22 protein-coding genes are annotated in these 25,905 nt (G+C 66.9%); 15 read left to right on the top strand and 7 right to left on the bottom strand.

Translation table 11 applies throughout. The annotated features are described in order from the left end of the window. Window positions 1-22: 22 nt before the first annotated feature. Together mnmH and DSM104443_RS13095 are read right to left on the bottom strand one after the other, a co-directional pair. On the bottom strand, window positions 23-1,111 hold the full coding sequence (gene mnmH / locus DSM104443_RS13100) for a tRNA 2-selenouridine(34) synthase MnmH (protein ID WP_246232192.1): 1,089 nt from the start codon (window positions 1,109-1,111) through the stop codon (window positions 23-25). Further along, window positions 1,108-1,740, bottom strand: a complete 633-nt coding sequence (locus DSM104443_RS13095) for an arylesterase (RefSeq protein ID WP_171092916.1) — start codon at window positions 1,738-1,740, stop codon at window positions 1,108-1,110. The genes mnmH and DSM104443_RS13095 overlap by 4 nt, the downstream gene beginning before the upstream one ends. Between DSM104443_RS13095 and DSM104443_RS13090 the strand changes: the two genes are divergently transcribed. Both DSM104443_RS13090 and DSM104443_RS13085 read left to right on the top strand, forming a co-directional pair. Continuing rightward, on the top strand, window positions 1,731-2,450 hold the full coding sequence (locus DSM104443_RS13090; protein WP_171092914.1) for an ABC transporter ATP-binding protein: 720 nt from the start codon (window positions 1,731-1,733) through the stop codon (window positions 2,448-2,450). The two genes, DSM104443_RS13095 and DSM104443_RS13090, sit on opposite strands and share 10 nt — an antisense overlap. Window positions 2,451-2,610: 160 nt before the next feature. Further along, window positions 2,611-5,100: an ABC transporter permease gene (locus DSM104443_RS13085; RefSeq protein ID WP_171092912.1), complete on the top strand. Its 2,490-nt coding sequence runs from the start codon at window positions 2,611-2,613 to the stop codon at window positions 5,098-5,100. Here DSM104443_RS13085 and DSM104443_RS13080 read toward each other — a convergent pair. Continuing rightward, window positions 5,093-6,703, bottom strand: a complete 1,611-nt coding sequence (locus DSM104443_RS13080; protein WP_171092910.1) for an MFS transporter — start codon at window positions 6,701-6,703, stop codon at window positions 5,093-5,095. The two genes, DSM104443_RS13085 and DSM104443_RS13080, sit on opposite strands and share 8 nt — an antisense overlap. A gap of 38 nt (window positions 6,704-6,741) precedes the next feature. On the opposite strand from DSM104443_RS13080, the gene DSM104443_RS13075 reads away from it, so the two are divergent. The 5 genes from DSM104443_RS13075 to DSM104443_RS13055 all read left to right on the top strand — a co-directional run bounded on the left by DSM104443_RS13075 (window position 6,742) and on the right by DSM104443_RS13055 (window position 11,586). Continuing rightward, window positions 6,742-7,644, top strand: coding sequence for a DMT family transporter (locus DSM104443_RS13075; RefSeq protein WP_171092908.1), 903 nt, complete (start codon window positions 6,742-6,744; stop codon window positions 7,642-7,644). 147 nt (window positions 7,645-7,791) lie between these two features. Then, the gene (locus DSM104443_RS13070) at window positions 7,792-8,247 is read left to right on the top strand and encodes a SixA phosphatase family protein (protein WP_171092906.1); all 456 of its coding nucleotides are present in this window, start codon (window positions 7,792-7,794) and stop codon (window positions 8,245-8,247) included. 12 nt (window positions 8,248-8,259) lie between these two features. Then, complete coding sequence (locus tag DSM104443_RS13065; protein ID WP_212756662.1) at window positions 8,260-9,162, top strand: phytanoyl-CoA dioxygenase family protein; 903 nt, start codon at window positions 8,260-8,262, stop codon at window positions 9,160-9,162. A gap of 4 nt (window positions 9,163-9,166) precedes the next feature. Next, entirely contained in the window at window positions 9,167-10,603 is a 1,437-nt protein-coding gene (locus DSM104443_RS13060) for an aldehyde dehydrogenase family protein (protein WP_212756660.1), read from the top strand. Window positions 10,604-10,605: 2 nt separating this feature from the next. Beyond that, complete coding sequence (locus DSM104443_RS13055) at window positions 10,606-11,586, top strand: quinone oxidoreductase family protein (protein ID WP_171092904.1); 981 nt, start codon at window positions 10,606-10,608, stop codon at window positions 11,584-11,586. Between the two features lie 171 nt (window positions 11,587-11,757). On the opposite strand, the gene DSM104443_RS13050 is transcribed toward DSM104443_RS13055, so the two are convergent. Both DSM104443_RS13050 and ppx read right to left on the bottom strand, forming a co-directional pair. Further along, window positions 11,758-13,347, bottom strand: coding sequence for an aldehyde dehydrogenase (NADP(+)) (locus DSM104443_RS13050; RefSeq protein ID WP_171092902.1), 1,590 nt, complete (start codon window positions 13,345-13,347; stop codon window positions 11,758-11,760). 7 nt (window positions 13,348-13,354) lie between these two features. Next, entirely contained in the window at window positions 13,355-14,842 is a 1,488-nt protein-coding gene (gene ppx / locus DSM104443_RS13045) for an exopolyphosphatase (protein ID WP_171092900.1), read from the bottom strand. 62 nt (window positions 14,843-14,904) lie between these two features. Here ppx and ppk1 point away from each other — a divergent pair, with 62 nt between their 5' ends. Then, entirely contained in the window at window positions 14,905-17,004 is a 2,100-nt protein-coding gene (gene ppk1, locus DSM104443_RS13040) for a polyphosphate kinase 1 (RefSeq protein ID WP_171092898.1), read from the top strand. 19 nt (window positions 17,005-17,023) lie between these two features. Here ppk1 and DSM104443_RS13035 read toward each other — a convergent pair whose 3' ends face one another. Continuing rightward, window positions 17,024-17,830 carry an outer membrane protein assembly factor BamD gene (locus tag DSM104443_RS13035; RefSeq protein ID WP_171092896.1) on the bottom strand — a complete coding sequence of 269 codons (807 nt, stop codon included), beginning with the start codon at window positions 17,828-17,830 and terminating at the stop codon, window positions 17,024-17,026. Here DSM104443_RS13035 and DSM104443_RS13030 point away from each other — a divergent pair. The 5 genes from DSM104443_RS13030 to phbB (DSM104443_RS13010) are packed head-to-tail and all read left to right on the top strand — an operon-like array spanning window position 17,829 to window position 22,786. Further along, entirely contained in the window at window positions 17,829-18,779 is a 951-nt protein-coding gene (locus DSM104443_RS13030) for an RluA family pseudouridine synthase (protein WP_171092894.1), read from the top strand. The genes DSM104443_RS13035 and DSM104443_RS13030 overlap by 2 nt on opposite strands. Then, window positions 18,776-19,516, top strand: a complete 741-nt coding sequence (gene pgeF, locus DSM104443_RS13025) for a peptidoglycan editing factor PgeF (protein WP_171092892.1) — start codon at window positions 18,776-18,778, stop codon at window positions 19,514-19,516. The genes DSM104443_RS13030 and pgeF overlap by 4 nt, the downstream gene beginning before the upstream one ends. Then, window positions 19,513-20,286 carry a ZIP family metal transporter gene (locus DSM104443_RS13020; protein WP_171092891.1) on the top strand — a complete coding sequence of 258 codons (774 nt, stop codon included), beginning with the start codon at window positions 19,513-19,515 and terminating at the stop codon, window positions 20,284-20,286. Before pgeF ends, DSM104443_RS13020 begins: the two co-directional genes overlap by 4 nt. Window positions 20,287-20,334: 48 nt before the next feature. Further along, complete coding sequence (locus DSM104443_RS13015) at window positions 20,335-22,014, top strand: PHA/PHB synthase family protein (RefSeq protein ID WP_171092889.1); 1,680 nt, start codon at window positions 20,335-20,337, stop codon at window positions 22,012-22,014. Window positions 22,015-22,042: 28 nt separating this feature from the next. Continuing rightward, window positions 22,043-22,786 (top strand): beta-ketoacyl-ACP reductase, encoded by a 744-nt coding sequence (gene phbB / locus DSM104443_RS13010; protein WP_171092886.1) that lies wholly within the window; start codon window positions 22,043-22,045, stop codon window positions 22,784-22,786. Between the two features lie 90 nt (window positions 22,787-22,876). Here the strand turns inward: phbB (DSM104443_RS13010) and phbB (DSM104443_RS13005) are convergent, their stop codons facing one another. Further along, window positions 22,877-23,632: an acetoacetyl-CoA reductase gene (gene phbB, locus DSM104443_RS13005; RefSeq protein ID WP_171092884.1), complete on the bottom strand. Its 756-nt coding sequence runs from the start codon at window positions 23,630-23,632 to the stop codon at window positions 22,877-22,879. A gap of 342 nt (window positions 23,633-23,974) precedes the next feature. On the opposite strand from phbB (DSM104443_RS13005), the gene phaR reads away from it, so the two are divergent. Both phaR and rimO read left to right on the top strand, forming a co-directional pair. After that, complete coding sequence (phaR, locus tag DSM104443_RS13000; protein WP_171092883.1) at window positions 23,975-24,583, top strand: polyhydroxyalkanoate synthesis repressor PhaR; 609 nt, start codon at window positions 23,975-23,977, stop codon at window positions 24,581-24,583. Continuing rightward, window positions 24,580-25,905 carry a 30S ribosomal protein S12 methylthiotransferase RimO gene (gene rimO, locus DSM104443_RS12995; protein ID WP_171092881.1) on the top strand — a complete coding sequence of 442 codons (1,326 nt, stop codon included), beginning with the start codon at window positions 24,580-24,582 and terminating at the stop codon, window positions 25,903-25,905. The genes phaR and rimO overlap by 4 nt, the downstream gene beginning before the upstream one ends.

Genomic DNA, 25,905 nt, shown 5'->3' with positions numbered 1-25,905 from the left:
GGAGGTGCGCGGGGTCATTGTTTCAAGCGAGTTTAGCCGAAATCCCCTCTGCGATCCGCAGGAAACCGTCGCGGGAGATGTCTTCCACGGTTACAGGCGTGGCCTGCGCGGCTCCCACGTAGTTGCGGTACATGGACTTGCGGTACGCCGGGTCGTAGTGCTCGTCCAGCAGGTCGGTGACAAGCGTCCTCCAGTCCCCCGCGGCGATCCGCGCCTTCCAGCCCTCGATCCGCTCGACGCCGTGCAGGGGCTTCAGGCAGTCGATCTTCTCCACGAGCAGGGCCGGGCGCGCGATGAGGTGGGCGTAGTCCTCCAGGAGCAGCGCGATTCGGCCCTCGCGACCGGTCTCCACTCGGAAGCAGTCGCCCTGGCGCATGCGGTCCATCAGCACGTCGGGCACGCGCAGGTTGCCGACCTTCTTGCTCTCGGCCTCGACGAAGACCGGGCGCGTGGCATCGAAGCGGGAGAGGGCGCTCCAGATCGCCGTCTCGAAGGCCTTCTGCGTGGGCTGGGGCTCGTCGGGCAGGTCGCCCAGCAACGAGCCGCGGTGGGCGGCCAGGAGCTCGAGGTCGAGCACTTGGGCGGGCGTCTGGGCGAGCGCCTCCAGCAGCCGGCTCTTGCCCGAGCCGGTCGCGCCGCAGACCACCTCGAAGCGAAAGCGCGCGGGCAGCACGTCCAGCTCGGAGACGACCTGCCGGCGAAACGCCTTGTAGCCGCCTTCCAGGCGCATCACGTCCCACCCGACCTGGCGCATCACATGGGCGAGCGAGCCCGATCGGGCGCCGCCCCGCCAGCAGTAGACGAGCGGCTTCCATTCGCGGGGTTTGTCGGCGAATAACCCCTCCACGTGGCGGGCGATGTTGCGCGCGACCAGCGGGGCTCCGATGCGCTTGGCCTCGAAGGCGCCTTGCTGCTTGTACGCGGTGCCCACGAGCACGCGCTCGGCGTCGTCCAGCGTGGGGCAGTTGATCGCGCCGGGCAGGTGGTCCTCGGCGTACTCCGAGGGGCTGCGCGCGTCGATGAGGGCGTCGAACTCTCCCAGGCGGTCGAGGGACAGCGGCGTTTCGATCGTCCCGGGCGGGCGCTCGCGGACGAAAGGCAGCTCGGTCACGAAGGCTTCTTCGAGAGGATCGGCCCGAGCACGGCCCACACGTTGTCGAGGATGCGAGGCTGCGCGGCCGCGGTCGGATGCAGCTGGTCGGCCTGGAAGAAGTCGCGGTTCTCCGCGATCCCTTCGAGGAGGAACGGAACCAGCGGGACCTTCATGCGCTTCGCAATATCGGCGTACATGGCACGGAACTGGTCCGTGTAATCGATGCCATAATTCGGGGGCAGCATGAGCCCGACGAGCACGGGATCGGCCTTCGCCGAGCGTGCCAGGCGGATCATCTGCTCCAGGTTGGCGCGCGCGGCGGCGATCGGTTGTCCCCTCAGCCCGTCGTTGGCGCCGAGCGCGATCACCACCACCCGAGGTTGATGCCGCTTCAGGTCCTCCGGCAGGCGCCGCAGGCCCCCGGCGGTGGTTTCGCCGGAGACGCTCGCATTGACCACCTTCCAGGGCAGGGCGCGTTGCTCGAGGCGTTTCTCGAGCAGGGCCGGCCAGCCCTGCGTGGTGGTGGAAAGCCCGTAGGCGGCCGAGAGGCTGTCCCCGAAGACGAGCACGTTGGCCTCCGCCGCGGCGGCCGGGCCGGCGGTGAACACGAGGAAGCCCGTCAGGAGGGCGAGAAGGAATGAACGCACAGAGCGAGAGCGAACGTCAGGAAGCCGCGCACTTGGCGCAGCGCGCGGTCATTGTGAAGGCGGAGCGCCTCACGAAACAAGTCGCGACGCCCGACCATACACTGGTCATCGTCCGCGAGGCGAGCCTGGAGGTGCATGCCGGCGAGGCCGTGGCCATCCTCGGCGCCTCCGGTTCGGGTAAATCCACCCTGCTGGGATTGCTGGCCGGCCTCGACGTTCCCTCCAGCGGCCGCGTGTGGATCGACGGCGAGGACCTCTTCGCCCTGGACGAGGACGGCCGGGCGCGCCTTCGCGGCCGCATGGTGGGCTTCGTCTTCCAGTCGTTCCAGCTCCTGCCCGCGCTCACGGCGCTCGAGAACGTGATGCTCCCGCTGGAGCTCGCGGGCGGCACCGATGCGAAGGCCCGCGCCGCGGGCGTGCTGGGCGAGGTGGGGCTGGGCGATCGCCTGGGCCACTACCCGCGGCAACTCTCCGGGGGCGAGCAACAGCGTGTCGCGGTGGCCCGCGCTTTCGTGACGCAGCCCAAGCTCCTCTTCGCCGACGAGCCTACGGGCAACCTCGATTCGGTGACGGGCGACCACGTGATCGAGCTGCTCTTCCAGATGAATCGCGAACGCGGCACGACGCTCGTGCTCGTCACGCACGATGAGCATCTTGCGGAGCGCTGCGCGCGGAGGATTCGTATCGCGTCAGGCGTGGTGCAGGAGTGAGCGCCGAAATGGAAAGGGGAGGATGGGGAGGAAGGGCGGAGGAAGGAGAGGAAATCAAATTCTTCAGTCCTGTCACGACCATCCGCGACACTCCGGACCCTGCAGTCCTTTCCCTCCTCCGCCTTTCCTTCCCATCCTCCCCTGAAAAAATCAGCGTCCGATGAATCGCTTCCGCCTCGCGTTTCGCCTCCTTCGCCGCAACTGGGCCGCGGGTGAGTCGCGCGTCCTGCTGATCGCGCTCTTCATCGCCGTGTCGAGCGTCACGACGGTGGGGTTCTTCGCCGATCGCGTGCGTGGAGCGCTCGACCGCCAGGCCAACGAGCTGCTGGGCGGCGATCTCGTCGTGATCGCCGATCGCCCGATCCCGCCCGCATTCACCGAAGCCGCGGCGCGCGAGAACCTCGTGGCCGCCCAGACGCGCACCTTCCCCAGCATGGTCTCGAAGGGCGAGGCGGTGAATCTCGCGGAGATCAAGGCGGCCACGGACGGCTTTCCGCTTCGCGGCCGCATCCGCATCGCCGATGCGGTGGGTGCCCCGGAGCGCGAGGTCGAGGGCGGGCCCAAGGCGGGCACCGTGTGGATCGGCATTCCGCTCGCGGCGCGGCTCTCGCTCGGCGTGGGCGACACGCTCAATGTCGGCCGCGCGAAGCTGCAGGTGGCCGCGATCATCTCGCGCGAGCCCGACAGCGTGCTCGACTACTTCGGCATCGCACCGCGCGTCCTCATGAACGCGGCCGATCTCGATGCGACGGGGCTCATGCAGGTGGGAAGCCGAGTCACCCATCGCTTCCTGGTGAAAGGCGAGCCCGATGCCGTGGCGCGCTTCCGAAAGGAGATGACGCCGCAGCTCGTGCGTGGCCAGCGCATCGAGGGTGTGCGCGATTCGCGGAGCGAAGTCCGCTCGTCGCTCGACCGCGCGCAAAGCTTCCTCGGCCTGGCCTCGCTGCTCTCGGTGATCCTCGCGTCCGTCGCGGTGGCGCTCGCTGCGCGCCGCTTCTCGCAGCGCCAGACCGATGCGGCGGCGATGATGCGCTGCCTCGGCGCGAGCCAGGCCGACATCTTCCTGCTGAACGGCTGGCAGTTCGCGATCCTCGGCGTGGCCGGGTGCGTGCTGGGAACGATCGCGGGCTACGGAGCGCAGGCCGTGCTCGCGTACTGGCTCACGGATTTCTTCAAGGTCGAGCTCCCGCTGCCGTCGCCCAAGCCGGCGCTGCAAGGCGCGGTGATCGGCTTCGTGCTGCTGCTGGGCTTCACGCTCCCGCCGCTGCTGCGGCTTCGCAACGCCTCCACGCTGCGCGTGCTCCGCCGCGATCTCGCTCCCGCGGAGCCGCTCTCGGCCGCGGCCTTCCTGCTCGGCCTGGCCGCGCTCGCGGGCCTCATCGTGTGGCAGGCGGGGGACGTGAAGCTGGGCGCCATCGCCGTGGGCGGCTTCGCGCTCGCGCTCGTGGTCGCCGCGGTCGCGGGTTATGCGTTGATCCTCCTCGTATCGCGCTTTCGCGGCGCGGCGCCGGGCCCCTGGCGCTATGGGCTCGCCAACCTGCGCCGCCGCACGGGCGCCAGCCTGGTGCAGGTGATGGCGCTCGGCCTCGGCATCATGGCGATGGTGCTGCTCACGATCGTGCGCTCGGATCTCATCGAGACCTGGCGCAAGTCGATGCCCGCGGACATGCCCAACCGCTTCGCGATCAACATGCAGACCGACCAGCTTCCCGCGATCCAGGCCTTCTTCGCGGAGCGCAAGCTCGCCACGCCCGATCTCTATCCGATGGTTCGTGGCCGCCTGGTCTCCGTCAACGACAAGGCCGTCTCCGGCGCGGACTACAAGGAAGAGCGTGCCAAGCGCCTGGTCGAGCGCGAGTTCAACCTGTCCTATACGGATGCGCCGCGCCCGGACAACAAGATCGTCGCGGGGTCGTTCTGGAAGCCGAAGTCGGGCGAGCCGCAGTTCTCGGTCGAGGAGGGCATCGCCAAGACCCTCGGCATCAAGCTGGGCGACAAGCTCACCTACGAGGTCGCGGGCTCGCGCTTCACGGCGCCCGTCACGAGCCTGCGCAAGGTCGACTGGGATTCCTTCAAGGCCAATTTCTTCGTGATCGGCAATCCGGAGCTCATGCAGTCGTATCCCGCGAGCTGGATCACGAGCTTCCACTTGACCCGCGGGCAGGAAGACGTCGTGACCGGCCTCGTGCAGCGCTTCCCGAACGTGAGCGTGATCGACCTCTCCGCGATCATGGACCAGGTGGTGCGCGTCTCCGAGCAGGTCGCGCGCGCGGTGGAGTTCGTGTTCCTGTTCACCATCGCCGCGGGGCTCGTGGTGCTCTTCGCCGCGATCACCTCCACGCAGGAGGAACGCATCTTCGAAGGCGCGGTGCTGCGCACGTTGGGTGCAAGCCGCCGCCAGTTGACGACGATGCAGCTCGCGGAGTTCCTCGCCATCGGCTTGCTCTCAGGCGCTGTCGCCGCGGCCGGCTCCGTGGGGCTGGCCATGGTGCTCTCCGACAAGGTGCTGGGCGTGCCCTACACGTTCAATGCGCTGGTGCCGGTAGCCGGTCTCTTCGTGGGCGGCATCGGGGTTGCGATCGCCGGCTTGCTGGGGACGCGCAAGGCAGTCTCTTCACCGCCGCTGCAGTCGATCCGCGCGGTTACGTAGCCGAGGGGTGGCGCGCGAGGTAGCGCGTGACGCGCGGCGGCTCGCTCCCGGTGTGGAAGGCATAGCGCTCCGCCTGGAGCTGCTGGTCGCCCGCGTTGAAGCGGTCGAAGCGCCGCAGGTAGTCGGCCCACGAGTCGCTCGCAAAATATTCGACGAAGCGCCCCGGGTTCTGCACGTCCTCGAAGAGGCCCCACGACACCGCGCCCTGGCGCAGCCGGGCACTGCGGCTCCTCGCCATCACGGAGTCGAACTCGCGCGCCCGCGCCGGATCGATGAAGTATTCGATGGTGCACATCACGGGGCCGGCATCGGGCTCGATGGGAACGGCCGGCACCGGCTCGTCCCACGGGCGGGTCGGCGTGTGGTCCTCGTCCCCGCCGGCATCGAGCGTGCGGTTGCGCGTGAGCCAGGCCACGACGACCGTGCTGGCGCCGGCGATCGCGAGGCTCGTCGGCACGCTGCTCCAGCCGGCGATGTTGCCCCACGTGAAGGCACCCAGCGCGGAGGCGCCCATGATCGACATCTGGTACATCGACATGCCGCGCGCGCGCACCCAGTCGGGGAGCGCCAGCTGCGCGGCCGTGGTGACGGCATTGGCCACGAGGATCCAGGCCATGCCCATCACGAGCATCACCGGCACGGCGAGCCAGTTGTTCGGCACGTACGCCATGATCGCGATGCACACACCCGTGATCGACGTGCCGTAGAGCGTGAAGTCGTCGCGCGTCCAGAACGAGCGCAGGCGCGGCATCTGAGTTGCGGTGGCGACGGCGCCCACGCCCATGGAGGCCAGCAGCAGCGTGAAGGTGCTGGCGCCGCTGTCGTGCCCCAGGCGCTTGGCCACCAGCGGCAGGAGGGCCAGCACTGCCGTGGAGTGGAAGAAGAAGACCGAGATGCGCGCCAGCGCGTCCTTCATGCGCCGCGACTCGCGCACGTACTGCACGCCCAGGCGCATCGCGCCGAGGAAGCGCTCGCCCGGAAGGACCGAGGGCTTGCTCTCGCGCTTCCAGCGCGAGACCGCGATCGCCGCGCCCACCGAGAGCACGAAGTTCAGCGCGAAGACAAATTGCGTTCCGGCCGAGGCGATGATCACGCCCGCGATCAGGGGGCCCACCACGCGCGAAACGTTCATCGCGACGGCGTTCAGCGCGAGGGCCGTCGGCAGCATCGATCGTCCGACCAGCTCCGGGACCACCGCGGCATAGACCGGCCAGCGCATCGCGAGCCCGATGCCGTTGGTGAACACGAGGACCAGCAGGATCGGCGCCGTGAGCATTCCGAGCGCGGAGACGGCAAAGAGCACGGCGGCGTTCGCCGCGATCCAGATCTGCGTGCTCATCAGCAGGCGGCGTCGATCGACGATGTCGGCCACGGCGCCGCTCGGCAGCCCGAGCAGGAACACGGGCAGCGACGAGGCCGTCTGCACCAGCGCGATCAGCACCGGCGAGGTCGTGAGGCTCGTCATGGCCCACGCGGCGGCCACGTCGTTCATCCACATGCACGTGTTCGCCGTGAGCCACGCGAGCCACATCATCCGGAAGACCGGCTCGCGCAGCGGCGTCCAGGCGCTGACGGCGTTGGAGTCGGGAACGGGGGCGTTCATCGGGATGAGCGTAGCACCCCGATATAATCGCAGGCTCGATGAAGTCGTTCCACGCCTCGCCCTACCTGCTGCTCACCCTCACGTCGCTTTTCTGGTCGCTCAATTGGGTGGTCGGCAAGGCGATCGTGGGGCATGTCTCGCCGCTCACCCTCACGTTCATCCGCTGGGTGGTGGCCACGGTGGCGCTCCTCGCCTTCGCGTGGCCGCAGATGGTGAAGCACTGGCCCGAGATCCGGCGGCACTGGAAGTACATCGCGCGCATGGGCTTCTGGGGCACGGGCCTGCACAACGCCTTCGCGTATGTCGGCCTCCAGTACACGACGGCCACCAACGGCGTCATCCTCAACAGCGCCATTCCCATCCTCATCATCCTGCTGGGCTGGGTCGTCTACCGCGATTCGCTCACGCGCATCCAGGCCGCCGGCGTCGCGGTCTCGATGGCCGGCGTGCTCGCGGTGCTCACCGGCGGCGACATCTCGGTGCTCGCGCACCTGGAGCTGAACAAGGGCGACGTCATCGTGCTGGCCGGCATGGTGTTCTGGGCCGTCTACACGATCCTGCTGCGCGAGAAGCCCGCGGAGCTTCCGGGCTTCGTGATGCTCACGTGCTGCGCGTGCGTGGGCGTGACGATCCTGTTCCCGATGATGCTGCTCGAGGTCGCGGTCTTCGGCGGCCATGCGGAGTTCACGCTGCCCACGATCGGCGCGATGCTCTATGTGGGGCTCTTTCCCTCCTTCCTCGGCTACATTTTCTGGAACCGTGGGGTGGCGGAGGTGGGCTCGAACGTCGCGGGCATCTTCGTGCACCTGATGCCGGCTTTCGGGAGCCTGCTGGCGTGGATGTTCCTCGGCGAAAGCATCCGGCTCTACCATTTGGTGGGGATCGCGTTGATCCTTGCGGGCATTGCCCTGACCACTCGCGGGCGCTCGTTGAAAAACTAGGGCAAAAAGCGTCCTCCGCAGATAAACACAGATAAACGCCGATAAAGTCAAAACCTTGCAGGGCCAAACCCAAGTCATCGGGTTCATCGGCGTTTATCTGTGTTTATCTGCGGAGGGAGCCTTTCGCCGTACTACCCGGAGGGTGAGGTGGAACTGATTCTTTGGCGGCATGCGGAAGCAGAGGACGGCAGCGGCGACGACGCGGCGCGAGCCCTGACGAAGCGCGGCCACAAGCAGGCAAAGCTGATGGCGGCTTGGCTCGACAAGCGCCTCGGCAAGGAGTGGACCGTGCTCGCAAGCCCCGCGGTGCGTGCGCAGCAGACGGCCGTGGCGCTCGGACGCAAGGTCGAGACCCGCGAGCGCCTCGACACCTCCAGCGGCGCCAGGGACGTGCTGCGCGAGGCGGGCTGGCCCAAGGGCGGCAAGGTGATCGTCGTGGGCCACCAGCCGACGCTGGGGCAGGTGGCCGGGAGTCTGCTCGGCTGCGACGGGGACGTGGCGTTTCGCAAGGGCGCCATCTGGTGGTTCGTGGCGCGGGAACGGGACGGCGGTAGCGAAACCGTCTTGAAGGCGGTGCTCAATCCCGACCTGCTGGAAGACTAAGTAGGGCATATCATGAACGCGCGTTGGAGCGGACGCTGGGCGCCGCTCAACGCGCCAACGTGGAGCACCGACATGAAGCTCACTGCGCATCAGATAGAACAGTTCGACCGCGACGGCTATCTCTTCTTTCCCTCGATCTTCACCCCGGCGGAGATGAAGGTCCTGCTGGACGAGGTGCCCAAGCTCTATGCGCTCCGCCGCCCCGAGAACGTGCGCGAGAAGGACAGCGAGGCGGTGCGCACGAACTTCGCCGCCCACCTGTACAGCGAACCCTTCGCGCGGCTTGCACGCCATCCCCGCATGGTGGAGCCCGTGGTGCAGCTTTTCGACGAGCAGGTCTACATGCACCAGTTCAAGATCAACGGGAAGATGGCCTTCGCCGGCGACGTGTGGCAATGGCACCAGGACTACGGCACCTGGATGAACGACGACCTCATGCCCACGGCGCGCGCCATGAACGTCGCGATCTTCCTGGACGAGGTGAACGAGTTCAACGGTCCGCTGATGTTCATCCCCGGCAGCCACAAGCAGGGCGCGCTGCCCGCGGGGCACGACACGAGCACCACGAGCTACCCGCTGTGGACGATCGACAACGACGCCATCCGCAAGTTGGTCGACAAGGGCGGCATCGTGGCGCCGAAGGGCCCGGCCGGCTCGATGATCCTCTTCCACGGCTGCCTCGTGCATGCGTCCACCGCGAACCTCTCGCCGTGGAATCGCGTCGCGGTGTATTTGAGCCTGTGCGCCGTGTCGAACCACATCCGCCGCTTCAAGCGGCCCGAATACATCGCGCACCGGGACTTCACGCCGATCGCGCCGCTGGCCGACGACTGCCTGCTGAAACCGTATCCCGTGGATCTCCCCTGGAAGGACGGCACGCCGTCTTCCGCCTACGAAACCGAGAAAGCCGCCTGACGACATGAAGCACTATCCCCTGATGGTCCCGGGCGCCACGCCCGCCGCCAAGCGCGCGGAAGTCCGCTCGCCCAACGACATGCAGGTCTTCGCGACGTGCGACACGGGCGGCGCGGAGGTGGTCGAGAAAGCGCTCTCCACCGCGTACGCGCTGTTCCGCGATCGCGACAAATGGATCCCCGTCCCCAAGCGCATCGAGGTGCTGCACAAGGCGGCCGAAATCATGCAGGGCCGCTTCGAAGAGCTGGCGCTGCTGATCGCGAAGGAGGGCGGCAAGCCGCTCATCGACGCGCGCGTGGAAGTCGCCCGCGCCATCGACGGCGTGAAGAACTGCGCCGATCTCCCGCGCTCGCATCCGGGGCACGTGATCCCGATGAACGTGAATCCGGCTTCGGCCGGGCGCATGGCCTTCACGCAGAAGGAGCCGATCGGCGTGGTCGTCGCCGTGAGCGCGTTCAACCATCCGCTGAACCTCATCGTCCACCAGGTGGCGCCGGCGGTGATCGCGGGCTGCCCCGTGGTGGTGAAGCCCGCGGCCGACACGCCGCTGTCGTGCTTCACCTTCATCCAGATCCTGCGCGATGCGGGTTACCCGGAAGCGTGGGCGCAGTCGCTGCTCACCGAGAACCGGGACGTGGCGACGCAGCTCGTCGCGGACAAGCGCGTGGCGTTCTTCTCGTTCATCGGCAGCGCGGCGGTGGGCTGGAAGCTGAAAGGCCAGCTCGCTCCCGGTGCCCGTGCGGCGCTGGAGCACGGCGGTGCGGCTCCGGCGATCGTCGCCGAAGATGCGGATCTCGATCTCACGCTGCCCAAGCTTTCGAAGGGCGGCTTCTACCACGCAGGGCAGGTATGCGTGTCGGTGCAGCGCGTCTTCGCACACCGCTCGATCGCGCAGAAGGTGGCCGATGGGCTCGCCGCGCTCGCGAAGAAGCTCAACGTCGGCGATGCGACCAAGCCCGAGACGGAAGTGGGCCCGCTGATCCGCCCCGCCGAGCTGAAGCGCGTGGACGAATGGATTCAGGAGGCCGTGAAGGGCGGCGGCAAGCTGCTCTGCGGCGGGAAGGCGCTCGCCAATTCCGAGACGTTCTACGAGCCGACCGTGATCTTCGAGCCTCCGGCCGATTGCAAGCTCTCGAAGATGGAGGTGTTCGGCCCGGTCGTGTGCGTCTACGCGTACGACAGCATGGACGAGGCCATCGCGCGCGCGAATGCACTCCCGGTCGCGTTCCAGGCGTCCATCTTCACGCGCAGCTACCCGACGGCGATGCGCGCCTACCAGCGCCTCGATGCGTCGGCGGTCATGGTCAACGACCACACGGCCTTCCGCGTCGACTGGATGCCGTTCGCCGGCTTGCGCGAATCGGGGCTCGGCGTGGGCGGCATTCCGTACACGTACCACGACATGACCATCGAGAAGATGTTCGTCGGTCCCTCGCAGTAGGCGTGCGCGCGATCACGATCGACGGGTACGGCGGGCCGGAAGTCCTCCAGCGCCGCGACGTTCCCGTGCCCGTCCCCGCGGCGGGCGAGGTGCTCGTGAAGGTCGCCTTCGCGGGCATCAACTTCATGGATGTGCACACGCGCCAGGGCAAGTACCGCGACTCGCAGACGTATCTCGTGCGCGCGCCGTGCACGCTGGGCATGGAAGGCGCGGGCGTGGTCGAGAGCGTCGGGCCGGGTACCTCGCGCTTCGCCCAGGGAGACCGCGTCGCGTGGTGCATCTCGTGGGGTGCGTACGCGGACTATGCCGTCGTCCCCGAGCGGCTGCTCGCGAAGGTGCCCGATGCGCTCGGCCTGGACCAGGCGGCCGCGAGCCTCTTCCAGGGCTCTACCGCGCACTACCTCGTGAACGACGTTGCGCGGCTTGACCGGGGTTCGACGTGCCTCATCCACGCCGCTTCGGGAATCATCGGGCAGATCCTGGTGCAGATGGCGAAGCGCCGCGGCGCGACCGTGTTCACCACGGGCAGCTCCGAAGCGAAATGCGATGTGGCTCGCAGCCTGGGCGCCGACCACGCAATGCTCTACGAGGGTTTCGCCGATCGTGTTCGTGCGGCCACGGGTGGGCGCGGCGTGGACGTTGTCTTCGATTCGGTGGGGAAGGCCACGTTGCGCGAGAGCTTCCGCGCCACGAGGACGCGGGGCATCGTCGTCAACTACGGCAATGTGTCGGGTTCGGTGAAGGACCTCGATCCGTATGAGCTCGGCGAGGCCGGGTCACTCTTCCTCACGCGCCCGCGCCTGAACGATCACCTGGCCGACGCGGCCACCGTGCAACGCCGCGCGGACGACATCTTCGCGGCGTTGCTCGATGGCACGCTGAAGATTCCGATCGTGGCCCGCTACACGCTCGACAACGTGGACCAGGCCCACGAACGCATCGAGGGCCGCGAGCAGGTCGGGAAGGCCGTTGTCGAAATTTGAATGGCTGGCTGGAGCAGGGGAGGATGGGGAGGAAAAGCGGGGAGGAGGGGGAGGAAAGCAAACTGACGATGGATCTCTGGTGCCAATGTCGACGGCATCCTTTCATCAAACACCCTTTTGCTTTCCTCTCCCTCCTCCCCGCTTTTCCTCCCCATCCTCGCTCTTCCTGAATCAGCCTTCCAACTTTCCATTCCGCCGAATCGGAGCCCCCGCCGCCCCACCCTCGCGAAGCGACTCCGGCAGGAGTCCTGCCGGGAAGTCCTGGTAGCAGACCGGCCGCAGGAATCGATAGATGGCGAGACTTCCCACCGAGGTCGTGCGCCCGTCGGAAGTCGCCGGATACGGGCCGCCATGCACCATCGCATGCGCCACTTCCACGCCCGTCGGAAATCCATTCACGAGCACACGCCCGGCCTTGCGTTCCAGCACCGGCAGCAGCTTCTTCGCGTACTCGAGGTCCTCGGGGTCCATCTGCAGCGTGACGGTGAGCTGGCCCTCGAGCTTCTCGAGGATGTCGCGCATCGTGTTCACGTCGGGGCAGCGCACGAGCACCGACGACGAGCCGAAGACCTCGTCCTGCAGGACGTGATCGGCGATGAACGTCTTCGCATCCGTGGAAAAGAACGCGGCTTGTCCGGCATTGGGGCCGCCCGCGGGTTGGCCACGCGCCACGGTCTTCACTTGAGCGTGCTTGGCGAGGCGATCGACGCCGCCGCGATACGCGCTGGCGATGCCAGGCGTCAGCATGGTCGAAGCACCGGCCGCGGGCAGGTTCTCCGCGACCTTGCCCTCGAAGGCATCGAGGTCCTTGCCGGCCGCGCCGAGCAGCAGGCCCGGGTTGGTGCAGAACTGGCCGGCGCCCAGCGTGAGTGAGCCGATGAAGGCCTTCGCGATCGCCTCGCCGCGAGAGGCGAGCGCATGCGGAAGCACCAGCACGGGATTGATGCTGCTCATCTCCGCATAGACGGGGATCGGTTCGGGACGCGCGTTGGCAATCTTCATCAGCGCGACGCCGCCCTGGCGCGAGCCGGTGAAGCCCACGGCCTTGATGCGCGGGTCTGAAACGAGCGCGCCACCCAGCCAGTTGCCCGCGCCGTAGAGCATCGAGAACACGCCCTCGGGCAGTCCGCACGATTTCACGGCGGCCTGGATCGCCCGGCCGACGAGCTCCGACGTACCGGGATGCGCGGGGTGAGCTTTCACCACGACCGGGCAGCCGGCCGCGAGGGCCGAGGCCGTATCTCCGCCCGCCACCGAGAACGCGAGCGGGAAGTTGCTCGCGCCGAAGATCGCCACGGGACCGACGGGAATGTTGCGCAGGCGAAGGTCCGAGCGCGGCATGGGCTTGCGCTCCGGCATCGCGGGATCGACACGCAGGTCCATCCAGCTGCCTTCACGCACGACCTCGGCGAAGAGCTTCAACTGGCCCATCGTGCGGCCGCGCTCGCCTTCGAGGCGCGGGCGGGGCAGGCCGCTTTCCTGCATCGCGCGGACGATCAGCGTGTCGCCGATCGCCAGGATGTTGTCGGCGATCGTCTCGAGGAATTTCGCGCGCGCCTCGGGCGACGTCTCGCGATACGTGTCGAACGCCGCCGCGGCCAGGCCGCAGGCGCGCTCGAGGTGCGTGGCATCGGCGCCGCCATAAGCGGGCTCCAGCTCGGCGCCGGTTGCGGGATCGAGGCCCTTCAGCGCCGCTTCGCGGCCTTCCGCGTCCTGTGCGCCGATGAGCATGCGGCCGGTGAGGCCGGTAGGTGTATCCATGGTTCCGCTATTCCTTTTCGCTGAATTCGAACGAGACGCCGATCGAGCCCCACTCATCGTGCTCGCCCTGGAGGGCGTGCACCACGAGCGTGTTGTGTTCCAGCCAGCCGCGCTCCACCTCGAGCCGGTAGCCCTTGGGCGAGTGCTCGAGCTTCATCTTCGGCAGCTTCAACGTGCGGCGGCTGCGATGGAAGATGACCGCGAGGCGCAACGCCAGGGCGAGGTCCTGGAGGTCCGGGTCGTCCTCGAAGGGCGAGCGCATCTTGCCCAGGCTGCCGCGCTGCGCGAGCACCAGGTTGGAGAGCCAGCCCTGCTCCTGGCGCGAGAAGCCCGGCATGTCCGCATAGGCGAGCACGTAGGCCGAGTGCTTGTGGTATCCGGCCTGCGAGATGGTGAGGCCGATCTCATGGAGCTCCACCGCCCACGACAGGAACGAGAGCTTGCGGAACTCCGCCTCGCCTTCGTGCGGATCGAGCTGCTTGTAGAGCGCGCGTGCCAGGTGGCCGACGCGTTGCGCCTGCGTCTGGTCGGTGTGATAGCGCTTCACGAACTGCTCGATCGTCACCTCGCGGATGTCGCGATGGTGGACGCGGCCCAGGAGGTCCCACAGGACGCCCTGGCGCAGCGCTCCGTCGGCCACGCGCATCTCTTCCAGCTCGAGCTCGGCGAACACGGCGGACATGATCACGACGCCGCCGGGGAACACGGGCACGCGCTCCTCGCGCAGCCCCGGGATCGAGAGCTTCTTCATGTCGCCCGCCTTCAGCAGCTCCTCGCGCAGGAAGGCGAGGCCGGTGTCGGTGATGCCGCCGCTGGAGTGGCCGTTCTCGCGGATCGCCTCGGCCAGCGCGCGCGCCGTGCCGGAGGAACCGACGGCTTCCTTCCAGCCGGTCTTCTGGTAGCGGGCGACGATGGCCTGCACCTGCTCGCGCGCGGCGAGCTCGGCGGCCTTGAGCAGCTTCTTGTCGACCTTGCCGTCGGGGAAGTAGCGGCGCGTGTAGCTCACGCAGCCCATGTAGAGGCTCTCCATCACGATCGGGCGCAGCTTGTGGCCGATGATGAGCTCGGTCGAGCCCCCGCCGATGTCCACGACGAGGCGGTTCTGGCCGGAGAGCGGAAGCGAGTGGACCACGCCCGAGTAGATGAGGCGCGCTTCCTCGCGGCCGGAGATGACCTCGATCGGGAAGCCCAACGCACCTTCGGCCCGCGCAAGGAACTCCTTGGAATTTTTTGCAACGCGCAGCGTATTGGTGCCGACGACGCGGACGGTCTCGGGCGGCATGCCCGCCAGGCGCTCGCGGAAGCGCTTGAGGGCGGTGATCGCCTTCTCCTGGATCGTGGCGTCGAGCTTCTTGTCGTCGGTGAGGCCGGCGCCGAGGCGCACGGTTTCCTTGAGGGAGTCCAGCGGGTAGATCTGCTGGTCCACGACGCGCCCGATCTCCAGGTGGAAGCTGTTGGAGCCGAGGTCGACGGCGGCGAGGGTGTTATATTCCATGCGAACGTGAGCGTAGCAGGCCGGCAGCGTAACAGGATTGTCACACCGCCACGGCACCATTCATGGCTAAAAAACCCCCCCGGTTCGAGCCCAAGCGCGTGGCGCGCCTTTCCCCCGAGCATTTCCTGAATCGAGAGCTGCAGGCCCTCGAGTTCAACCGACGCGTCCTGGCCCAGGCCGAGGACAAGTCGATGCCGCTTCTGGAGCGGCTCAAGTTCCTCGCCATCGTCTCGTCCAACCTGGACGAGTTCTTCGAGATCCGCCTGTCGGGCGTGCGCGAGCAGATCAAGCTCGGCAGCTCGACCGCCGAGCCCGATGGCCTGTCGCCCTCCGAGGTCTACGCCCGCGTTACCGTCAGTGCCCACGCGCTGGTCGACCGCAAGTACGCTCTGCTGAACAACGAGATCTTCCCGGCGCTGGCGAAGGAAGGCATCCGGTTCCTGCGCCGGGCGCAGTGGAACAACGCGCAGCAGGAATGGGTGAAGGACTATTTCTTCCGCGAGATGATGCCGCTGCTGACCCCGATCGGGCTCGATCCGGCGCATCCCTTCCCGCGCGTGTTCAACAAGAGCCTCAATTTCGCGGTGGAGCTGGAAGGGCGCGATGCCTTCGGTCGCGACTCGAGGGCCGCGATCGTGCAGGCTCCGCGGGCACTGCCGCGCGTGATCCGCATTCCCAAGGGCGTGGCCCAGGGCGACAACGACTTCGTCTTCCTCACCTCGATCCTGCACAAGCACGTGGGCGAGCTCTTCGCCGGCATGAACGTGCTGGGCTGCTACCAGTTCCGCGTCACGCGCAACTCCGACCTCTTCGTGGAAGAGGAGGAGATGAAGGACCTGCGCAAGGCCCTGCAGGGGGAATTGCCGCAGCGCCACTTCGGCGACGCCGTGCGCCTCGAAGTCGCCGACAACATGTCGGAGTCGATGACGAAGTTCCTGCAGGAGCAGTTCGGCCTCGACGAGACCGACGTCTACAAGGTGAACGGACCGGTGAACCTGGTCCGCCTGATGAGCGTGCCTGACGAAGTGAATCGCCCGGACCTCCTCTTCCAGCCGTTCACGGCGGGGCTCCCCAAGGCGCTCGCGAAATCCTCCGACCTCTTCGAGACCATCCGCAAGGGCGACGTGCTGCTGCACCGCCCGTTCGAGTCCTTCGCTCCGGTGATCGAGTTCATCCGCGAAGCGGCGCGCGATCCCCAGGTGATCGCGATCAAGCAGACCGTATACCGCACCGGCACCGACTCGATCATCATGCAGACGCTGATCGACGCGGCGCGCGCCGGCAAGGAAGTCACCGTCGTCGTGGAGCTGATGGCGCGCTTCGACGAGGAGGCGAACATCAACTGGGCGGCGAAGCTGGAGGAGGTCGGCGCCCACGTCGTGTACGGCGTGGTCGGCCACAAGACGCACGCCAAGATGTCGCTGGTCGTGCGGCGCGAGGAGGGCCGGCTGGTGCGCTACGTGCACCTCGGCACCGGCAACTACCACCCGCGTACCGCCAAGCTCTACACCGACTTCGATCTCCTCACCTGCAACGAGGCCATCGGCTCGGACGTGAACGAGGTCTTCAAGCAGCTCACGGGCCTCGGCAAGTCCACCAAGCTGAACCATGTCTGGCAGGCGCCGTTCACGATGCACCAGCGCGTGCTGGACGCGATCGAGAACGAGACCAAGCATGCGAAGGCCGGCAAGCCCGCGCGCATCATCGCCAAGATGAACGCGCTGCTGGAGCCGCTGGTGATCGAGGCGCTCTACAAGGCCTCGCAGGCCGGCGTGAAGGTGGACCTCATCGTCCGCGGCGTCTGCGCGCTGCGCCCCGGCATTCCGAAGGTCTCCGAGAACATCCGCGTGCGCTCCGTGATCGGGCGCTTCCTCGAGCACACGCGCATCTTCCATTTCAGGAACGGATCCGAGCCGCACGTGTACCTCTCTTCCGCGGACTGGATGGATCGCAACTTCTTCCGCCGGATCGAGCTGTGCTTTCCGCTCACCGACAAGAAGCTGCGCTCACGCGTGGTGGCCGAAGGCCTCAAGTCCTACCTCGAGGACAACACGCACGCCTGGGAGATGCAGTCCGACGGGACGTACACGCGGAAGAAGCGCGGCAAGGTGAAGGCGCGCAGCGCCCAGGACGAGCTGCTGGCGAAGCTGACGAAGCGCTAGCGGGCCGCTCGGCCGCGCGTCAGTTCCAGAATTTCCACCACGAAGTCGTGCGGTTCTTCCCCTCGGCGACGAGCGGGTCGTTGGGGAAGTTGCGCGCGAGGACCTTCTTCGCGTCGTCGCGCAAATCGCCCATGCCCATGCGGTCGTAGGCTTCCACCATGATGCCCAGCGCGAGGCGGCGGTCCTCGGGGTTGGCTTGCGGGAAGCGCGTCAGCACGTCCTGCGCCCGGTTGGCGGACGCGAGGTAGGCGCGGCGCTTGAGGTAGTACTGGGCGACGTGCACTTCGTGGCGGGCGAGGGCTTCGATCAGGTAGATCATGCGTTCGCGCGAATCGCCGGCGTAGCGGCTCTCCGGGAAGCGGTTCACCAATTCCTTGAACACCTCGAAGGATTCGCGGGCGGCCTTCGGATCCCGGTCGGCGAGATCCTGGCTGATCACGCGGGCGAGCGGCCCCAGGTCTTCCTTGAAGTTCACCAGGCCCTTCAGGTACAGGGCGTAGTCGAGGTTGGGATGGTTGGGGTGGAGCTTCACGAAGCGGTCGATGGCCGAGAGGGCCTGCGCCGAGTCGCCGAGCTTGTAGTAGGCGTAGGCGATCTCCATCTGCGCCTGCTGCGCGAACTTGCCGAACGGGAACTTGGACTCGAGCTGCTCGTAGAGCTTGATCGCGTTCTCGTAGTTGCCGTTGTTCAACTCTTCCTTGGCCGCGCCATAGAATTCGGACGGGCCCCAGTCCTTCTTGGGGTCCTTCTTGTCGCCGAACCAGCCGCAGCCGCCGATCAACACGGCCAGGGCCAGCGCGGCCAATCCCATTACACTTCGGTTCATGGTGAATCCCGGTTCCGGAAGCGCGAATTATACCGCGCCCGAAGCGCCGAGCCCGCGCGTGAGGCTCACGATCCCGACGGAGCTGGCGGGGCTGCGCCTCGACCAGGCGCTGGCGAAGCTGCTGCCCGATCACTCGCGCAGCCGCCTTTCCCGCCTGATCGCCGACGGCCACGTGCTGGTCGACGGCGAGAGCGTGGAAGGCGCCAAGCGCATGCGCAGCGGCGAGCACCTCGACGTGACGCTCGTCCCCCGCCCCGAGGAGGAATCGTTCCGCGCCGAGGCCGTCGCGATCGCGCTCTTGCACGAGGACGAGGACGTGCTGGTGGTCGACAAGCCGCCGGGGCTGGTCGTGCATCCCGGCTCGGGCAACTGGGCCGGCACGCTGCTGAATGCGCTGCTCCACCACGCGCCGGCGCTGAAGCACCTGCCGCGCGCGGGCATCGTGCACCGCCTGGACAAGGAGACGAGCGGGCTGCTCGTCGTCGCGAAGACCGAGCCCGCGCAGAACGACCTCGTGCGCCAGTTGCAGGCGCGCACCGTGAAGCGCACGTACCTCGCGGTGGCGCGCGGCAAGGTGGCCGAGAAGGGTACGGTCGATGCACCCATCGGTCGGCACCCCGTGAAGCGCACGCGCATGGCGGTGGTCCCCGCCGGCAAGCCCGCGGTGACGCACTTCCACGTGAAGGAGCGGCTGCCGCACCACACGCTGATCGAATGCCAATTGGAGACCGGCCGCACGCACCAGATCCGCGTGCACCTGGCCTCGATCGGGCACCCGCTCGAGGGCGATCCGGAATACGGCGGGCGAGGGGCGCAGCGCTTCGGCCGCCAGGCGCTGCATGCGTGGAAGCTCACGTTCCGACATCCGCGCACCGGCAAGGACGTGTCGTTCGAGTCGCCCGTGCCCGCCGATTTCCGTGCCCTGCTCGAGGAGCTGCGAGCCGAATGATGCCGCGTGAATGGATCGTGCCCGACTGGCCCGCGCCGGAGCGCGTGCGCGCGTTCGCCACGACGCGCCACGGCGGCGTGAGCGAAGGGCCCTATGGAAGCTTCAACCTCCGGGCCTCCGGTAGCGACAAGCCGGAGCACGTCGCGCGCAACCGCGAGATCCTCCGGGAGAATCTCCCCGAGATGCCGCACTGGCTCGTGCAGAAGCACACGGTCGACGTGGTTCGCTGGCAGGCCGAGCGCCATCCCGAATCCGCCGTGGCCGACGGTGCCGTGACGTCCGTGCCGGGCCGCGTGTGCTCGGTGCTCACCGGAGACTGCATGCAACTGCTGCTCTGCAACGACGAAGGCACGCAGGTCGGCGCGGTCCATGCCGGCTGGCGCGGGATGGCCGCGGGCGTGCTCGAGAACGGCGTTCGCGCGCTGGGCGTCGATCCGAAGTCCGTGATGGCGTGGATGGGACCGACCATCGGCCAGGACGCCTTCGAGGTCGGGCCCGAGGTGCTCGAGGCTTTCCGTGCCGGGCATCCCGATGCACCCGAGGCCTTCCGCCCCGGGAAGCCGGGTAAGCTGCACGCCGATCTCTACCGCCTTGCACGCCAGCGTCTCGCCCTTGCCGGCGTGACGCGCGTCTACGGCGGCGGATACTGCACCTACACCGAGACCGGGCGGTTCTTCTCCTACCGGCGCGAAAAGGAAAGTGGACGCATGGGTTCCTTCATCTGGATCGGCCGATGAGCACGCTGGGCTGGATCCTCCTGTCCTGCGTCGCCGGCGGCGCGCTCTCGATCGCCATCGCGGCGGCCGTGGCCTTCCGCGTGGAGGCGCGCTGGATCAGCACGCTGGTGAGCTACGCGGTCGGCGCGCTGCTGGGCGCGGTGTTCCTCGACATCATTCCGCACCTCTTCGAGAACAACGCGCACCCGGGCGCCACGGCGGGGCTGCTGCTGGCCGGCATCCTGGTGTTCTTCGTGCTCGAGAAGGCACTGCTCTGGCGCCACCATCACCACCATGGCGGCGACGACGAGTCGGAGCACGGCCACGGCGCCCACGACCACGGGCGCTCGGGCTGGATGATCGTGTTCGGCGATTCGTTCCACAACTTCACCGACGGCGTGATCATCGCGGGCGCGTTCCTGGCCGACATCCGGCTGGGCATCACCACGTCGCTTGCCATCATCGCCCACGAGATCCCGCAGGAGATCGGCGATTTCCTGATCCTGCTGCACTCCGGGTTCAGCAAGAAGAAGGCCCTGTTGCTGAATCTCTTCTCGAGCCTGGCCACGGTGGTGGGCGCGCTGCTGGGCTACGTCATGCTTTACAACGCTCGGGACTGGGTGCCGGCGATGCTGGCGCTGGCCGCGGCGAGCATGATCTATGTCGCGGTGGCCGACCTCATTCCCGGGCTGCACAAGAAGGCCGACCTCCGCGAGACCGGCATGCAGATCCTGTTCATCCTGCTCGGTGTAGGAAGCATCGCACTCGTGCACGAGCTTGCGGGGCATTGACACCCCCCGGGGCTTGGACTTCAATCGAAGCTCGTCCCGCGCCGAACCATGTCCCCGCTTCCCGATCCCCCCGCAACGACCCCGGGTGAAACGCCGACCCAGCAGGTGATGTCGGCGTTCGCGCAGACCTGGGGCACGTGGATGGAATCGTTGGCCGCGCGCCCGGACACGTTCGCGGGCCTGCAGCGGCGCTACTTCGAGGACCAGTTCCGCATCTGGCAGCAGACGTTCGGGCATCCCGAGAAGCCTGGGGATCCGCCCCTGGACAAGCGCTTCAGCGCCCCGGAGTGGAACCAGCACCCGGTCTTTCGCTACTACCGCGATGCCTACCTCGCCGGCTCGAAGGCGATGATGGAATCGGTGGAATCCGCCACCCTCGACGACGAGACGAAGCAGCGCATGCGCTTCGCGATGAAGCAGTACCTGGACGCGATGTCGCCTTCCAACTTCCTGTTGACCAACCCCGAGGCGCTGAAGGAGGCCGCGGAGAGCGGCGGGGACACGCTGCAGAAAGGCTACGCGAACCTGCTCGCGGACCTCGCGAAGGGCCGCGTGTCGATGACCGACGAGTCGGCTTTCGAGCTCGGCAAGAACGTCGCGACCACGAAAGGCTCGGTCGTCTTCGAGAACGAGCTGGTGCAGCTGATCCAGTACGCGCCGCTCACCGCGCAGGTCTACGAGCGGCCGATCGTGCTGGTGCCGCCCGCGATCAACAAGTTCTACATCATGGACCTGCAGCCCGAGAACTCCCTCGTGCGCTACCTGATCGAGCAGGGCCACACGGTCTTTATGGTCTCGTGGCGCAACGTGAAGGAAGCCCAGGGCTCTCTCACCTGGGACGACTACATCGGCGAGGGCATCCTCGCGAGCCTCGAGGCCGCGAAGAAGATCACGAAAGCGGACAAGGTGAATGCGTTGGGCTTCTGCGTCGGCGGCACGCTCCTCGCCTCGGGCCTCGCGGTCATGGAGGCGAAGAAGCGCTCCATCGTCGAGAGCGTGACGCTCCTCACCACGCTGCTGGATTTCCGCGACGTGGGCGAGATCCGCGTCTTCCTCGACCAGAGCTTCGTGGACAAGCGCGAGGCGCAGCTCTCCGGCGGCGGCATCGTTCCTGGGCGCGAGCTCGCCAGCTCGTTCTCCTTCCTGCGCGCCAACGACCTCGTGTGGTCGTACGTGGTGAACAACTATCTGCGCGGCAAGTCGCCCCCGGCGTTCGATCTCCTGTACTGGAACTCGGATTCCACGAACCTTCCGGGCCCGATGTATGCCTACTACATCAGGAACACGTATCTCGAGAACAAGCTCGCCCAGCCCGATGCGCTCACGACGTGCGGCGTGCCGGTGAGCCTGAAGCGCATCAAGATCCCCGCGTTCGTGTTCTCGGCGCGCGAGGACCACATCGTCCCCTGGAAGGGCGGCTTCGAAAGCGCGCGCTGCCTCGGCGGGCCTGTGACGTTCGTGCTCGGCGCCTCCGGGCACATCGCGGGCACGATCAACCCGGCCTCGAAGGGCAAGCGCAGCTTCTGGAGCAACGCGAAGCTGGGCGTGGATCCGCAGCGCTGGCTGGAAGGCGCGAAGGAAACGCCGGGCAGCTGGTGGGGCACGTGGTCGAAGTGGCTCGCTCCATACGGCGGGCGCAAGATCAAGGCACGCAAGGCACTGGGCGACGCGCGGCACAAGCCGATCGAGCCCGCGCCGGGTCGGTACGTCAAGGAACGCGCCGAATAGGATTCGAAAACAATAGGAGGAGGCTGCAATGACGAAGCGCATCGCACTGGTGACGGGCGGCATGGGAGGCCTCGGCGAGGCCATCTGCATGAAGCTCGCCAAGATGGGCATCCAGGTGGTCGTCACCTACTCGCCGGGCAACACCAAGCACGCGGAGTGGCTGAAGGACATGAAGAGCCACGGACTCGACTTCACCGCGTATGCCTGCGACGTCTCCGACTTCGACTCCTGCGCGTCGATGGTCGGCAAGGTGACGAAGGAGCTCGGCCCCATCGACATCCTCATCAACAACGCCGGCATCACGCGCGACATGACCTTCAAGAAGATGACGAAGGTCGACTGGGACGCGGTGATCACCACCAACCTCGACAGCGTCTTCAACGTGACCAAGCCCGTGGTCGACGGCATGGTCGAGCGCGGCTGGGGCCGGGTGATCAACGTGTCTTCCGTGAACGGGCAGAAGGGCGCCTTCGGCCAGACCAATTACTCGGCGGCCAAGGCCGGCATGCACGGGTTTTCGAAGGCGCTGGCGCTGGAAGTCGCGAGGAAGGGCGTGACCGTGAACACGATCTCGCCCGGCTACATCGGGACGAAGATGGTGATGGCGATCCCGAAGGAAGTGCTCGACTCGAAGATCATCCCGCAGATCCCGGTGGGCCGGCTCGGCAAGCCCGAGGAGGTCGCCGGTCTTTGCGCCTACCTGGCCTCGGATGAGGCGGCGTTCCTGACGGGCGCGAATATCGCGATCAATGGCGGGCAGCACATGTTTTGAGCGTGCTCAAAACAGTTACGGGGTCAGACTCCCATTCGCGTTTCTGTCCGGTTCATGGGACTGCGAATGGGAGTCTGACCCCATTTATTTTCATTGATACATGTGCAAGCCACCATTCACCGAGAGATTCGTCCCGGTGATGTACGCGGCCTTGTCCGAGCAAAGGAACGCCACGGCGTCCGCGATCTCGTCGGTCGTCGCCATGCGCCCCGCGGGAATGCTGCCGACGATCTGCTCCAGCACATCCGGGCGAATCGCCGCCGTCATGTCGGTCTGCACGTAGCCGGGCGAGACGGCGTTCACGGTCACGCCTTTCTTCACGACTTCCTGCGCGAGCGACTTCGTGAAGCCGAGGATGCCGGCCTTGGCGGCGGCGTAGTTGGTCTGGCCGAACTGGCCGCGCGTCGCGTTCACCGAGGAGATGTTCACGATGCGGCCCCAGCCGCGCTCGACCATGCCGTCGATCACGTGGCGTGTCACGTTGAAGACGCTGGTGAGGTTGGTGTCGATGACCGCGTGCCAATGCTCCTCGGTCATCTTGCGGAAGGTCGAGTCGCGCGTGATGCCGGCGCAGTTCACCAGCACGGCAACGGGCCCGTGGTCGGCGGCCACCTGGCGGACCATCGAGCCCATCGTTGCGAAGTCGGTCACGTCGCCGAAGGCGAGGGCGACCTTGTCGCCGCCGAGGACCGCGTTGGACATGGCCTGCTTCCACGCCTCCTCGGTGCCGGGGATGCCGTAGTTCGCGACGACGAAGCAGCCGTCGGCGGCGAGCTTGCGGCAGATGGCCGTGCCGATGCCGCCCACGCCCCCGGTGACCAGGGCGACCCGCTTGTCAGTCCTCATCGATGGCCTTTCTTTCGGTCCCGCGAGACATAAAAAAAACCCAGGCATGGCCTGGGTTTGAACCTTTATGCAGCCGATGAAGACTGACGATAAAGGAGGAGGAGCCTTGAATCCGGTAGGACCGCGGCGCCATTCGTGCTGCGCCGCAACAATTCAATTCTAGGAAGGGGCCGCCGGGGTGTCAAGGGAAAAATGGTGCGATGCACAAGCCCTCCTTTTCCGCATGGCGGCATAGGTCCAAAATATAATAAAATGAAGCACTTGGCAGGACACAGCGGTCCCCCGCAACGCGCCCGCACACACCGGGATTGATGTAGCGCAGCATCCCGAGAGGACATACCCATGGCCACGCCCCGCATCATCAAGAAGTATCCCAATCGGCGTCTCTACGACACCGAGACCTCCACCTACATCACGCTCGCCGAGGTGAAGGAACTGGTGCTCGCCTACCGCGAGTTCCAGGTGCAGGACGCGAAGACGGGCAACGACCTCACGCGCTCCATCCTGCTGCAGATCATCCTCGAGGAGGAATCGGGCGGCGTGCCGATGTTCTCCACGAGCATGCTCGCCAACATCATTCGCTACTACGGCCACGCCATGCAGGGCCTGATGGGCTCTTACCTCGAGCGCTCGATCCACACCTTCCACGAGGCGCAGAAGCGCTTCCAGGACCAGGCCTCCACCCTCTACGGCGAGGTGCCCAAGGTCCCGGCCGAGGCGTGGGCGCAGCTGATGACGGGCGGCGGCAAGCAGATTCCCAACGTGATGGGCCCGTACCTCGAGAAGGGCGCGCAGGCCGTGATCGACATGCAGGAAGAGCTGCGCCGCCAGGCGCTGAAGCTCTTCTCCGGCTTCCCCTATGCGGCCGGTGCCGACGAGGGTGCGCCCGCGAAGCCCGCGCCGAAGGCCAAGGCCGTGTCCACCCGCAAGCCGAGGCCGAAGAAGAAGTGAAGGCACGGCAAGCGGTTCCCAAGGTCGGATTCGTCTCGCTCGGCTGCCCCAAGGCCCTGGTCGATTCCGAGCAGATCCTCACGCAGCTTCGCGCGGAAGGCTACGACCTCACGTCGACTTACGAAGGCTCGGACCTCGTCGTCGTGAACACCTGCGGCTTCATCGACAGCGCCGTGCAGGAATCGCTCGATGCGATCGGCGAGGCGCTGAACGAGAACGGCAAGGTGATCGTCACCGGCTGCCTCGGCGCCAAGGGCGACATCGTCCGCAACGCGTATCCGAACCTGCTCGCCATCACCGGCCCGCATGCGAGGGACGAGGTGATGGACGCGGTGCACAAGCACCTGCCCAAGCCGCACGACCCGTTCATGGACCTCGTGCCCGCCGCCGGCATCAAGCTCACCCCGCGCCACTACGCGTACCTGAAGATCTCGGAAGGCTGCAATCACCGGTGCACGTTCTGCATCATCCCTTCGATGCGCGGCGACCTCGTGAGCCGCCCCGTGGGCGACGTGATGAAGGAAGCCGAGGCGCTGGTGAAGTCCGGCGTGAAGGAGCTGCTCGTGATCTCGCAGGACACGAGCGCGTACGGCGTCGACATGAAGTACCGCACCGGCTTCTGGGGCGGCAAGCCGCTTCGCACGCGCATGACGGAACTCTGCGTCGCATTGGGCGAGCTGGGCGCGTGGGTCCGCCTGCACTACGTCTATCCGTATCCGCACGTGGACGAAGTGATCCCCCTGATGGCCGAGGGCAAGATCCTTCCGTACCTCGACGTGCCCTTCCAGCACGCAAGCCCGAGGATCCTCAAGCTCATGAAGCGCCCGGCCTCGAGCGAGAAGAACCTCGAGCGCATCCAGGCGTGGCGCAAGGCTTGCCCTGACATCACGCTGCGTTCCACATTCATTGCCGGCTTCCCGGGCGAGACGGAAGCGGAGTTCGAGGAGATGCTGGCCTTCCTCAAGGAAGCCCAGCTCGATCGCGTCGGCTGCTTCGCCTACTCGCCCGTCGAGGGTGCGAAGGCGAACGAGCTTCCCGGAGCGCTGCCCGACGAGGTTCGCGAAGAACGCCGGTCACGCTTCATGGAAGTGCAGATGGAAATCAGCCGCGCGCGCCTCGCCGCGAAGGTGGGCCGCACGATGGACGTGCTCGTCGATGAAGTGGAGGGCTCGGTCGCCACGGCCCGCAGCGCCGCCGACGCGCCCGAGATCGACGGCATCGTCACCGTGAAGAAGGCGAAGGGCGCGAAGCCCGGGGATTTCCTGAAAGTCCGCGTCACCGCCGCGGACGACTACGACCTGGAAGCCGTAGTCGCAACGTGA

This window comes from Usitatibacter rugosus, assembly GCF_013003965.1.
Taxonomy (GTDB): Bacteria; Pseudomonadota; Gammaproteobacteria; order Burkholderiales; family Usitatibacteraceae; genus Usitatibacter; species Usitatibacter rugosus.
This window is presented reverse-complemented; position numbering and strand designations above follow the sequence as displayed.